This window comes from Endozoicomonas sp. ONNA2, assembly GCF_024606365.1.
Taxonomy (GTDB): domain Bacteria; phylum Pseudomonadota; class Gammaproteobacteria; order Pseudomonadales; family Endozoicomonadaceae; genus Endozoicomonas.
The window spans coordinates 1-13,359 of the sequence record NZ_JAHHPO010001201.1; the positions used below are offsets into that span (position 1 = coordinate 1).

The following is a 13,359-nucleotide window of genomic DNA, read 5'->3' on the forward strand; positions in this document are numbered from 1 at the left end:
TATCATTGTTATGTATTTGGTAAAGATGGTGAAAAATAACCACTAATTTATCAAGCTTTGTCAAACTGAAGTCAGACTTCATAGCTTCGGATGGTTGTTCTACTAATTTCCCCTTTATAAAACGGCTTGTTACGGCTTCAAATTTATCCCTGTATGGATTATCACTTGAAGCGGAGCTATACACTTGAGATCCATTCTGGCTGGCCGCAGAGGATTCATTGCTACCTGTTTGAAGAATTGAGCCTAGTCTGGCCAAGATATCTTTGAACTCTTTTTCATTGTAAAATTCTGAAGTAAAAGAACTTGCAGTGCTGCTATCGCTGCTTCCTTCTGATGGGATCAGTTCTTTTTCCAACTCGTCTTCCAAAAGCAACCGGCCTTTGTCAAAAGACTCAGCAGCCGTATTCAAATGCCCGAGAGCTGTCTGCAAATACTCACTGACAGAATGAAGCTTCTTTAAAGAATTAACGGTTTTTTCAGGAAAGTATTTTTCGTTACTGGGAAGCCACCATAAATCCAGCACCCTCATGAGAGCAGTACCATTTGATGATTGTGGTATTAAGTCTCCAAGCGATTGAAACTTACTGAATGCTTCCTCCTGACTTGCCATGCCGTACAACATTCTTGTGAGGATATTCTCCTGGATATACAGCGCGGCTAACTTGAATCTCATCAATTCCTTTTGCGGTATCTCACCATGAACAGCGGTGAGTTCAATTATCTGTGTTTCTATTTCGTCAAGCTGCCGGGTCAACATCTCCGGGTCCAGAACTGATTTTTTTTCAGCTTGTTCGGCACTCTTCGCTTTAATGTCCTGGGAGGCACCTTCACATGGTGTTACTTGAGCCGTTTCACTCTGGCTCGGTTGCAATAGAGCATGTGTACTGACTCCATGAGACTGTTCGGACGCTTCAACTGCACGAACCTCCCTGTAAACAATGCTCTTCCCATTACCATCTCTGGTCGCGGCTGCATCCGTGAGCGCTTGATCTCTTGTTGGTGTAACCATCAACGGTTGTTTATCAGAACACATCGCCCCATCCCCGGAGTTAAGCCTTATTTGGGTGTGGCTGCTACTCATTGACTCCATGATTTATCTCCTGCTTATTTTTTCTTCAAAAAAATTAGATACCCTCGGCGGAAGAAGGTTTCACTATGTTGGTACCATGGGTCGTTTATTTACAAAACCCATACACTTCTTCCTGACCCAACAGAAACCAGAGGCATCCGGGAGCCAGGTTCTGGTACGATGCCCGCTAGAAAAAATAACACTGGTCTGCTACCCATGCTGCAAGCTACACCACATCAAAAAAAAGCCCTCTCTGACCTGACGCAACGGCTGGAAAACAGGATTCTTATTCTTGATGGTGCCATGGGCACCATGATTCAGGACTATAAACTGGGGGAGGCAGACTACCGTGGCAAACGCTTTGCCAGTCATGCCTGCGATGTCAAAGGTAACAATGACCTGTTGGTGCTGACCCGGCCGGATATTATTCAACAGATCCACCGGAAGTATCTTGAAGCCGGTGCCGATATTCTGGAAACCAACACCTTTAATGCCACCACCATCGCCATGGCAGATTACCAGATGGAAGCGCTGGTACCGGAAATTAACCGTGAGGCCGCCCGTCTTGCCCGTGAAGTGGCTGATGAGTCTACCCGGGCCAACCCGGATAAACCCCGTTTTGTGGCCGGTGTGCTTGGTCCAACCAACAGAACCGCGTCCATCTCCCCCGATGTCAACAATCCCGGCTACAGAAATACCAGCTTCAGCGAACTGGTCACTGCCTATCAGCAGGCTGCCAGGGCTCTGATAGAAGGCGGCGCCGATATCCTGCTGATAGAAACCATTTTTGATACGCTCAATGCCAAGGCGGCCATCTATGCAGTGCGTGACCTGTTCGATCAGCTGGGCTTTGCACTGCCGATCATGATTTCCGGCACCATTACCGATGCTTCCGGTCGCACCCTCTCCGGTCAAACGACGGAAGCCTTCTGGAACTCGGTGGAACACGCCCGGCCAATAGCCGTTGGCTTGAATTGTGCCCTGGGTGCCAGTGAGTTACGTCCGTATCTTGAAGAGCTTTCGAACTGCGCAGGCACCTGGGTCAGTGCTCATCCCAATGCCGGTCTGCCCAACGCGTTCGGTGAATACGACCAGAGCCCCGATGAGATGGCAGAGATTGTCGCCGGGTTTGCCCGCTCCGGCCTGGTCAATATTATTGGTGGCTGCTGTGGTACCACACCGGCACACATTAAAGCCATTGCCGACCAGGTGGCTGATATTCCCCGCCGGGCCATACCGGCCATTCCAGTGGCCTGTCGTTTAAGTGGCCTGGAGCCGTTTGCTATTGATCGGGACTCCCTGTTCGTCAATGTCGGTGAGCGCTGTAATGTCACCGGTTCGGCGCGCTTCAAACGGCTGATTATCGCAGAGGATTACGATACTGCCCTGGACGTTGCCCGTGACCAGGTGGAAAACGGTGCCCAGATTATCGACATCAACATGGATGAAGGGATGCTGGATGCCAAAAGCGCCATGACCACATTCCTCAACCTGGTGGCCTCTGAGCCGGATATTTCCAGAGTGCCCATAATGGTGGACTCCTCCAGGTGGGAGGTCATCGAAGCCGGGCTGCAATGCATCCAGGGCAAGGGCATTGTCAACTCCATCAGTCTGAAGGAAGGTGAAGCTATTTTCCGCCGACATGCCCGCCTGTGCCGTAACTATGGGGCCGCAGTAGTGGTGATGGCCTTTGATGAGCAGGGACAGGCAGATACCGAAGCCAGAAAAATAGAAATATGTCAGCGGTCGTACGATATTCTGGTCAATGACGTCGGCTTCCCGCCCCGGGACATTATTTTTGATCCCAATATTTTTGCCGTGGCCACCGGTATTGATGAGCACAATAACTATGCGGTGGATTTCATCAATGCGGTGCAATACATTCGCGAGCATCTGCCCCATGCCATGAGTTCTGGCGGGGTCAGTAATGTCTCTTTCTCTTTCCGGGGGAATAACCCGGTTCGGGAAGCCATTCATGGGGTCTTTCTCTACCACGCCATCAGGGCGGGACTGACCATGGGCATTGTCAATGCCGGGCAGCTGGAGATCTATGAAGAAATTCCCCGGGAACTGAAAGACAAGGTTGAAGACGTCATTCTCAACCGTTCAGTCAATGGCACTGAACATCTGCTGGCCATTGCTGATCAATACCGGGAAGGCGGCTCATCCGGCAAAAAAGAGGAAGACCTGGCCTGGCGGGAATGGCCTGTCAATAAACGGCTTGAACACGCTCTGGTCAAAGGCATTACCACCTGGATTGTTGCCGATACCGAAGCGGCAAGACAGGCCGCCAGCCGCCCTATCGAGGTCATTGAAGGCCCCCTGATGGACGGCATGAACGTGGTGGGTGACCTGTTTGGTGCCGGCAAGATGTTTCTGCCCCAGGTGGTGAAAAGTGCCCGGGTGATGAAACAGGCGGTTGCCCATCTTGTGCCCTTTATTAAAGAAGAGAAGGGCGAGAGCGCCCGATCCAATGGCAAGATTCTGCTGGCCACAGTAAAAGGTGATGTACACGACATTGGTAAAAACATTGTCGGTGTCGTTCTGGCCTGTAACAACTTTGAAGTTATTGACCTTGGGGTGATGGTTCCCTGTGACACCATCCTGAAAACCGCGGTGGAAGAAGACGTTGATATTATCGGACTCAGCGGCCTGATCACCCCATCACTGGATGAAATGGTGTATGTGGCCTGTGAAATGCAGCGTCAGGGCATCAAACTGCCACTGATGATTGGAGGAGCAACCACATCACGGGCCCATACAGCAGTGAAAATTGAGCCACAGTTCCGGGATGATCTTGCCATCTATGTCACCGATGCCTCACGCAGTGTGGGGATTTCTACCCGGCTGATGAGTGATTCATTAAAGCCCGCCCTGGTGGCAGAGACCCGCTGCGAGTATGAAAAAATCCGGATCCGCCACAGCAAACGGGGAAACAAACGGGCACTGCTCACTTACCGGGAAGCCCTGGATAATGCCTTCAAGCCGGACTGGTCCCGTTACCAGCCTCCGGTTCCGGCGTTTACCGGGGTGACAGTGTTTGATGACTTCCCGCTGGCCGAGCTGGTCCATTACATCGACTGGACGCCGTTCTTTATTACCTGGGATCTGGCCGGAAAGTTTCCCGCCATTCTCGACGATGACGTGGTGGGTGAGGCAGCCACCAGCCTGTACCAGGATGCACGACAGATGCTGGATAAACTGGTCAACGAGCGGTTGATCAGTGCCCGGGCTGTTATTGGCTTCTGGCCTGCCAACCAGATCAATCAGGACGATCTGGCCATCTATCAGGATGACACCAGAAGCGAAGTCCAAACAACCCTGCACCATCTCCGCCAGCAGGCACCCAGACCGGAGGACAAACCCAATTACAGCCTGGCGGACTTTGTGGCCCCGGCATCATCCGGTTTATCTGACTATGTGGGCGGTTTTGTGGTGACCGCCGGTATTGGAGCAGACGAACTGGCCAGACACTATGAACAAGCCGGTGATGACTACAACAGCATTATGGTGAAAGCACTGGCCGACCGTCTGGCGGAAGCATTCGCTGAATGCATGCATGAAAAAGTACGGAAAGAGTACTGGGGTTATGCTTCCAATGAGCAGTTGAGCAATGAGGAGTTGATCAAGGAGAAATACGCCGGTATTCGTCCAGCCCCCGGCTACCCGGCCTGCCCGGACCATACAGAGAAAGCGGCATTATTTGCTCTGCTCAACGGTGAAGAAAATGCCGGTGTGTCTCTCACTGAACACTTTGCCATGATGCCTGCGGCCAGTGTCAGTGGCTGGTATTTCTCCCATCCACAAGCGAAATATTTTGGCCTGGGTAAAATCGATAAGGACCAGCTGGCCGTTTACGCTGAACGTAAAGGCTGGTCTTTAGCAGAAGCGGAACGGTGGCTTCGTCCCAATCTGGCCAGTTAGACCTGCTGACACTCCCCGCCCTATCGGGCGGTGAGTGTCAGAAAGTCTCAAACGTAACTCGAGGGCAGTTTGCCCTTATATTTTTCATTCCACAGTCGTTGAGGATCTATACTCCGGGCCAAATGACAATCACGTTCCCGGTGATGTTGTAATAGTTGTATCAGCTCTGATGCGAATTGCCTGATTGTTTCTGGCATGTCATTCAGCCCGGACTTTTCGACTTTTTTGACATTTTCTGAAAAACCACAGGCAAGGCACATAAATGCCGGTCTGTGATGTAGCCCGCGAGGGCCACCAACTGGCTTTAATCCGGACCGGGCGATTACCGATACAAGCCATTGCGTGTCATCCAATTTTGAATAATCAAGATGCCACAATTGATGAAAAAATTTTTCAGCTTCAAAATTGAAGCTATCAATTTTATGACTCCTAAACCACTCTTGAAATACCTCATAGCAATACTCAACAGCCCTGTAGAAGAAAACATTCCCGATATACTGATTATCTCTATTGAAACGGGAACCGAGCGCAGAATAACGTTCACTGCCAATAAAGCCCATTAGATTCCCTTGAGTTTCATATTCAAAATCTAACTCAAGATGAGCGCCCATGTAATTAACAAACATATTTTCCAGGTTCTTTACTGCCAAGGCCAATGGAATATCCTGTTTTTTACAAAATATTCGGTTAACCGTTATGTATTTGATAAACTCTGCATAACTGCTGTCCCATAATACTTTTGTATAAAATAGTTCGTTTATTTCCAGATCGTCCAGACATGGGATATTCTCATCAGGCAAGCGCTGGAATGCGATCAACTTTACGAATTCACAAAATTCTTTTTTCACGACCAAAACTTTGTTGATATCCAATCGGTCAATACGTTCATGCATACATGACAAGTATGTAATTGCCTCGTGAAGTGCCTTAATCATTTTCTTCAGATGTTTGTAAAGGTGTTCAAAACTGCATTCCGCAGTGCAAATACTTTTGTCCAGGCAAATAGCCATGTATTGTGACGTTATTGGATTATGGTTCAGTATATCCTTCAGGGGTAACAATAACTCTTTGAGATGGAGCCTCCTTGTTTTCTCAGTCATTACTCTTGAGCTTTGATCTTCTGAGGCAAATTTATCGCACTGGGCCTTCACTGATATCAGTTCGTCGTATAACTTATCCTGGTTATATTCAGGTAATACTAATTCAGATACTGAATCAACTGGAGCATCATTGATGATTTTCTCAACGCCCTGCTTCACTGACGGTGATCTCTCCATAATCCTCAGGTATCCACTGAGCCATCTTAACAGGTTAATACTCAGGGGAAACTTGCACTGTTCCGGGCTGATAACGCACTCCTGCTTGAGTACCGCCCGTGACAACGGCAAACTCTCGGCAGAAGTCAATAGTTGTCGGCTTTCAAGAGTAGATAAAAAACGAAGGCTATCGGCCACAGACCCTGTTATTCCGCAGCCCTTGATAGCCCTTTCATGTATCGATTTAAACAAGGATATCCCATTGCCCTTGCGTTCGAGCTGACTTTTGACCGGGGGTTTATTGGCATCATCAGCAATGGCTCGGTGTAAATTCTGTATATATGGCGGCTTTGATGATATGTCCATAATAATTGAACCATTGTGGTCAATTGTTTGATCAATCAGCAATTAGACACTTTTTGCCCCAATCTTGCCAATTAGATCTGAGAAGAGGTATTTCCAGAATAAAGTGCAGCCACCATCAAAGATTCAAAAGTAACTCGAGGGCAGTTTGCCCTTATACTTTTCATTCCACAATCGTTGAGGATAGATACTCTGGGCCAAATGACAATCACGCTCCCTGTGATGTTGTAATAGTTGTATCAGCTCGGATGCGAATTGCCTGATTGTTTCTGGCATGTCACTCAGCCCTGAGTTTTCGTCTTTTTTGAGATTTTCTGAAAAACCACAGGCAAGGCAGGTCAATGCCGGGCTATCAATGAACCTGAGACGATCATCTGGCCTCAATCCAGCCCGGGCGATTAACGATACAAGCCATGTTATATCATCATCCACTTTTGAATAATCATAACGCCACAATTGATGAAAGAATTTTTCAGCTTCTACTTCATCACAGAGGTTAATTTTATGAACATTAAACCAGTCTTGAAATGCCGCATAGCAATACTCAAAAGACCTGCAATGGTAAACATCCCCTATACGCTGATCATCACTATTGAACCGGGAACCCAACACTGAATAACGTTCACTGCCAATAAAACCTATCAGATTCCCCTGATTAGAATAACTAAAATCTAACTCCAGATGAGCACCCATGCAGTTAATGCAAATATACTTCAAACTCTTTTCTGCCAAATCAATTGGAATGCCCTCCTTTCTCCGAAAAAATAGATAGCAAATACTTTGTAATTTGATATGCTCTGCATAACTGCTATCCAATAATGCTTCTGTGTCAAACAGTTTGTTTATTTCCATACCATCCAGACAGGGAATATTCTCATCAGGCAAGCGCTGGAATGCGATCAACTTTACGAAATCACTGAATTCTTTTTTTACGATTAAAACTTTTTTGATATCCAATCGATCAATACGTTCATGCAGACATTTTGAATATTGGATAGCCTCTTCAAGTTCATTAATCATATTCTCCAGTTCTTTGTAAATGTTGGCAAAACTACATCCTTCAACGCAAGCATCTTCTCTCAGGCAAGGCACATATCTTGACGTCATGGGATATTGCATCAAAATCTTCTCAAAGGGTAACAACAACCTTTTGAGAAAGAGCCTTCTTTGTCTCTCAGTCATCACATTTGAGTTTTGATTCTCAGAGATATAGTTATCACATTGTTTTTTCATTGACTTCAGTTCGTCGTATAACTCCTGCATACCAGGCTCTGGTAATACACATTCTTCAGGTTTTGATTTAACCGGAGCATCAGTGATGATTTTCTCAACGGCCTGCTTCAATAACGGTGATCTCGCCATAATCCGCAGATACCCACTGAGCCATCTTAACAGGCTAATACCCAGGGGAAACTCGCACTGTTCAGGACTAATAATACACTCCTGCCTGAGAACACCCTGTGATAGTGCCAAAACCTCAGTAGAGGTTAATAATTGTCGGCTTTCAAGGGTGGATAAAAACCGAAGGCTATCGGCCATAGACCCTGATATTCCGCAGCCCTTGATAGCCCTGTCCTGTATCGATTTAAACAAGGATACCCCATTGCCTTTGCGTTCAAGCTGACTGTTGACCAGGGGTTTATTGGCAACATCGGCGATGGCTTGGTGTAAATCCTGTACACACAGCGGCTTTGGTGGTGTTATAAGCATACTGATGGAACCTGTGTGGTCTTTTTTTTTAGATCAATTAACCATCCGACACTTTTCCTTACCGATAGTTCATGAATGCTGGAGAAATTATCGTTTGAAGCAAAGGCTTGCCACCATTTTTCAGTTAGGAGTACCCATCATGCTGGCCATGCTCTCCCAGAGCATGATCAACCTTATTGATGCCGCTCTGGTGGGTCCTCTGGGAGGGGATGCCCTTGCCGCGGTGGGTGCTGGCAGCTATGCGAACTTTGTAGCGCTATCGTTGATGACCGGCCTTTCAGCGGCTACTCAGGCTCAGGTTGCCCGCCGCGTTGGTGCAGGCCGTTTGTATGAATGCGCCATGCCAACCAATCACGGATTGATTATCGCATTCTGTCTTGCCCTGCCGATCAGTATTATTCTGGCAATCGCTTCCCCATGGTTGCTGGCGTTATTTGAGCAAAGCTCTCCCACCTTTAAGGGGGATGCAACCGACTATTTTCAGATTCGGGTCCTGGCCCTCACTGCCGCGGCAATGAACCTCGCCTTTCGGGGTTTCTGGAACGGTATTGGTGAGCCAAACGGTTTTCTGAAACTGCTGGTCTGCACCCATGTTTGCAATGTGATCTTCAGCTTTATCCTGATCTACGGCAAGCTTGGCCTGCCTGCCATGGGCGTGCAGGGAGCCGCCCTGGGAACCTTTCTGTCCATGTATCTGTGCGCCTTGCTTAATTTCTGGATGCTCAATAAGCGAGCCAGAAAATTCGGATTCCTGACTCACTGGAGAAACTGGTCGTCATTAAAGCGTCTTGTTCTTCTGGCTATTCCTGACTCCCTGCAACAGACCCTGTTTGCCCTTGGCATGATGATGCTGTTTGCCATTGTTGCCCAATTAGGTATCGATGAAATGGCCATCGCCCATGTGTTGATGAATACCTCTTTGATGCTGATACTGCCGGGTCTGGGTCTGGGCATGGCTGCCAATACCCTGGTCAGCCAGAGTCTTGGAGCCCGGGAGCCAGAGCTTGCCTGGCGCTGGGGCCAGGAAGTCATGTATACCGCCTGCGCTGTTTTACTGATACTGAGCCTGCCGTTAATTTTTATCCCAGAGGCGGTACTGTCGCTTTTTCTCCATGACCCTTCACTGGTAGCAATGGGTTCAATCCCAATGCAATTAACCGGCATCGGCGTTGTTCTGGATGCGCCCTCTCTGGTTTTTGTACAGGCCTTACTGGGAGCGGGGGCCAACCGGACGGTGCTTTATATCCGGTTTGTTGCCCAGTGGCTAATCCTGTTGCCACTATGCTGGCTTATTGGTCCGGTCCTGGGGCTGGGTCTTGCTGCAGTCTGGGTAGTACCCACATTACAGAGAATGATTACTTCCGTAAGCTTCCTGGGCGTCTGGCACTCAAGGCGGTGGAATAAAATACAAGTCTAATGATAAGCGAGATCGGGAGCACGTTTATGAAATATCCGGGTTAACAGCTTGCATGGATCTTTTTTACCAACATCACAAACTATTCTTCTTGCCGAATGTCTAAGCTTTGAAAGAATCCTGAATCTTCCATAGCAGGATGAATTGTAAAGGAAGTGTGCTTTATGTCTCAGGCTGAAATTGTCCATCATTCAAGCAACAATGAAAAATTCCGTGCTTTTTTTAAAGGTGCTGCAGCCATTATTCCACTGACTGTCGCGGTCCTGCCATGGGGTATCCTGACCGGATCTTTGGCCATTAAGTCGGGATTTGACCCTGTTCAGAGTCAGGCATTATCAGGGATTATCTTCGCCGGTGCTGTGCAGCTGGCCATTATGGGCATGATTCAGGCCGGGGTTGGTTTGGGCAGCATCCTGATCTCAGCCCTGCTCATCACCTCCCGCCACTTCCTTTATTCCATGGTGATGCGCAAGAACATCAGCCCGCTGCCCCTCAGGTGGCGTTTGGCCCTCGGCTTCCTGTTGACCGATGAACTGTTTGCCATTGCCAACCCGGGCCAGCTGCAACGCTTTGATCGCTGGTACGCCCTGGGTGGCGGGTTATGCTTTTATCTGGGCTGGAATCTCGCCACCCTGGGCGGCATCATCGCTGGCGAAAGCATTGAAAATCTCGATGCCCTCGGATTGGATTTCGCTATTGCCGCCACCTTCATTGCCCTGGTCATCCCGACCATTAACAATGCCTCGATTCTGGTCTGTGTCCTCACTGCGCTGGTGACATCGGTCATTTGTGAGGTAATGCATATTCAGGCTGGTCTGCTGATCTCAGCTCCCTTGGCGATGTTCGCCGGTTACGCCTATGCCAGAGCCAGAGGGGAAAGTTAATGGATACCTGGGTTATTCTGTTCACTGTAGCGGTGCTGGTTTTTGGCAGCCGCTTTCTCTTGATGGAGCCCTGGTTGCCTCTCAAACTCAATGAAACGGTTCAGCAACTATTGCGTTTTTCCGCACCCGCCGTACTGACCGCCATTGCAGCACCGATTCTCTTTATCCGTGGAGATCAGCTCAGCCTGTCCATTGATAACCACTATCTTATTGCTGGCATTATCGTGGTGTTTCTCGCCCAGTGGACCAGAAACACATTACTGACCGTGGTTCTGGGCATGCTGTCATTTCTGGTTTTAAGGCATTTGTTATAACAGAAAAGTAGATGTTATTGTGGCCCGTCTTCTGGTCGATGGTAGGTTTTAATCCTTATTTCCAACAGTTCCACTGTGCATCCGCCTGGAGGGTGGCTTATGGCATAAGACTCGGTCAGTTTGCCCCGGCGCTTGCCCGTGTGCGCGGTCATCGGGATGGTGACGGTCGATTCCAGCTGATCATAGGGTGTATATATTTCTGCGATCTTCTCATATTCCGAGTCCCAATGATTTTTTTTGTCGTTAACCTCTGTTGACAGGACGATTTTGGATGGTTTGCCATCTTCTGTCCTGATACGCAACTTCACCTCAGCTTCGCAAAAACAGCGTACAGTGTGCGGGATCGGTGCTTCACGCAGTACAAACGATAATCGGCCATCCTTTCGATCCAGCTGTGCCAAGTTTTTCGGATTCAGGACGGTTACCAGGGTTTTAAAAGGCAGCTGACGGAAGTCAGTGTCAAACCGTTCAGCATGCTGATCAATTTTGTGGCCTTTTTTGCTGAACAACGAGTTGGCCCAACGATCCAGACTTTTTGTTGCCTTGGCCAGGGCAGATTTATCGAGCACATTCCCAAGTTTGTCCATCATCATCCTCGCGTCGTACAATCTTGCAGCCTGCCGGATCAGCTTTGGAGCCTCGTTGGCAATGGCATTGCATTGATCAGCCGTCTGTCCCTTCACCAGGCAGACCTGTTTTGCCGTGGTGACCAGCCGTTGCCCCAGATCAGACTGCGTGGGTTCTATATGGGTACCTTCACTGAAATCATTGAATGTTTCCACGATGACCAGATTGGGGTTTTTCTTGCGCACTTCATTCCAACTGAATTCATAGGTGTTTTGGCCATTTTCCTCTTCTGGCAGATAGGAGTCACAGGAACTCCAGTTGGCACTGCGGGTATCCATGCCGGGATAGACAGGCAGCGCCTTGATGGCCAGGTGATCACGATTCTGCTGATACAACTGATCCAACATATTGACGTAACTGTGGATATCACCATGAGTACCATGCCTGGCAAAGTGGTTGGCAATAAATAGATTATTGCTGTCTTTTGCTACCTTGTTTCTTGGTGCCACCCACGGTAAATCACTGACCACCTGTTTTATGGATGACGCCTGCCAGGCGGTTCGGCCTGCCATACGGTAAACCAGGCGGACTTTGGCCAGCTCCGGGTTATTTTTGAAAAACTGTGCCAGCTCCTGTCGGTCCAGTGTCAGGTCCGACTTACCCTCACCCCAGAAATTCAGCATAAAGATTAAAGGATCACCCTGGTGATGAAGGCAGTGGCCATCCTGATAATAGCGCTGGATCATCTCCTCGAGTTTTGCCCTGAATTGGGTCTCTTTTTGTGCAGGATCAAGGCGCTCGTCAGGTTCGCGGGTCCAATTGGGAATCCAGAGTGGAACCAGCGCAAACTCATTGCCACGGTTCTTGTCAGCAAGCACCGTTTTCATATTCAGGATTGCCTTGTCAGGTGACGTCTGATTAGCTGGATAGCCCCACTCCACGACAAAACCATCCAGTCCCGCAATTCTGGCGGTCAGTAGCTGCCATTCGTAATAAGGGAGGTTATCAATGGGGCTGCCACCCACCAGAGGCCTTGCCCCGGCACCAAAACCCAGGCGGCCTGAAACGGTGTCGCAGGAAGCAGGGTCATCCTGCTTTCGTAGCTCATAACCATTGTTAACAATATGAGTTCTGGTGATGCTGTGGGACTGTCGGCAATTAACTTCACGATGGACAGACTGGATCTGTTTGTTGGTGTGGTAGTCAGCTAAAACCATAATGGTTTTGTCGTCTACCTCATGCTCGCAGGATAGGGATTTTGTTTTTGCCGGGGATGACAATTGCCCGGTTTTTACCCCGGAGGAGGCTTTGTCCGGGGGATCAGGCAACGCCCTTTTTTCCCGCGGGGAAGGGAAAACGTACTCTTTGAGCATTTGTATCGCCCGATTAAAAAGGCTTTCCGGTCTGGTGGGCTGGATATTGAGGTATTTGCGGCAAAATTCATTGTCGTCCAAAAGGTTAAGATCATGGCAAAATTCTTCATCCATTTTACCAAGATAAGACTCGTCAATATCCTGGTGTGCAAAGCTGCGGTTAAAAACGGTGGGTACCATTGTGTGAGAGTTGGAAAAAGGCGATTCAGGGCTGTGCAAAGCAGTAGTATTGATAGGAGAGTGACTGTTAATCATCATAATCATCGTTCCTGATTGGTGTCAGATGCCTGAAAACTCAATGTAGCCCAATAAAGACAAGAAAACCGTGTAATTTAACGATCTTTTAGATTCCAGGCTTGGCCCCCTGTGCCTGCCACCAGTTTACTCTGCGACTTTACTCTGCGATATAAGTAGCTAACCATATGAAATCATATTTCTGACTCCTTGTGCCGGCACTCCCGGCAACTGCTCCTGCGTTGCTCTAG

At 48.6% G+C, this 13,359-nt stretch carries 8 protein-coding genes; 4 read left to right on the top strand and 4 right to left on the bottom strand.

Going from position 1 to position 13,359, the window contains the following annotated elements:
• The coding region (locus tag KDK14_RS21065; RefSeq protein WP_257267218.1) for a hypothetical protein at positions 1-1,090 on the bottom strand (1,090 nt) is incomplete at its 3' end.
• A gap of 195 nt (positions 1,091-1,285) precedes the next feature.
• On the opposite strand from KDK14_RS21065, the gene metH reads away from it, so the two are divergent.
• Positions 1,286-4,993, top strand: a complete 3,708-nt coding sequence (metH, locus tag KDK14_RS21070; RefSeq protein ID WP_257267228.1) for a methionine synthase — start codon at positions 1,286-1,288, stop codon at positions 4,991-4,993.
• A 47-nt stretch (positions 4,994-5,040) separates the two neighbouring features.
• On the opposite strand, the gene KDK14_RS21075 is transcribed toward metH, so the two are convergent.
• Positions 5,041-6,615: a hypothetical protein gene (locus tag KDK14_RS21075; protein WP_257267219.1), complete on the bottom strand. Its 1,575-nt coding sequence runs from the start codon at positions 6,613-6,615 to the stop codon at positions 5,041-5,043.
• Between the two features lie 123 nt (positions 6,616-6,738).
• Positions 6,739-8,322 (bottom strand): hypothetical protein, encoded by a 1,584-nt coding sequence (locus tag KDK14_RS21080; RefSeq protein ID WP_257267220.1) that lies wholly within the window; start codon positions 8,320-8,322, stop codon positions 6,739-6,741.
• Between the two features lie 94 nt (positions 8,323-8,416).
• Here KDK14_RS21080 and KDK14_RS21085 point away from each other — a divergent pair, with 94 nt between their 5' ends.
• The 3 genes from KDK14_RS21085 to KDK14_RS21095 all read left to right on the top strand — a co-directional run bounded on the left by KDK14_RS21085 (position 8,417) and on the right by KDK14_RS21095 (position 10,934).
• Complete coding sequence (locus tag KDK14_RS21085; protein ID WP_257267222.1) at positions 8,417-9,739, top strand: MATE family efflux transporter; 1,323 nt, start codon at positions 8,417-8,419, stop codon at positions 9,737-9,739.
• Between the two features lie 161 nt (positions 9,740-9,900).
• A complete protein-coding gene (locus KDK14_RS21090; protein WP_257267224.1) occupies positions 9,901-10,620 on the top strand; it encodes an AzlC family ABC transporter permease in 720 nt (239 codons plus the stop codon).
• Entirely contained in the window at positions 10,620-10,934 is a 315-nt protein-coding gene (locus KDK14_RS21095; protein WP_257267226.1) for an AzlD domain-containing protein, read from the top strand. The genes KDK14_RS21090 and KDK14_RS21095 overlap by 1 nt, the downstream gene beginning before the upstream one ends.
• A gap of 14 nt (positions 10,935-10,948) precedes the next feature.
• Here KDK14_RS21095 and KDK14_RS21100 read toward each other — a convergent pair whose 3' ends face one another.
• Positions 10,949-13,132, bottom strand: a complete 2,184-nt coding sequence (locus tag KDK14_RS21100; RefSeq protein WP_257267227.1) for a hypothetical protein — start codon at positions 13,130-13,132, stop codon at positions 10,949-10,951.
• Positions 13,133-13,359 lie beyond the last annotated feature (227 nt).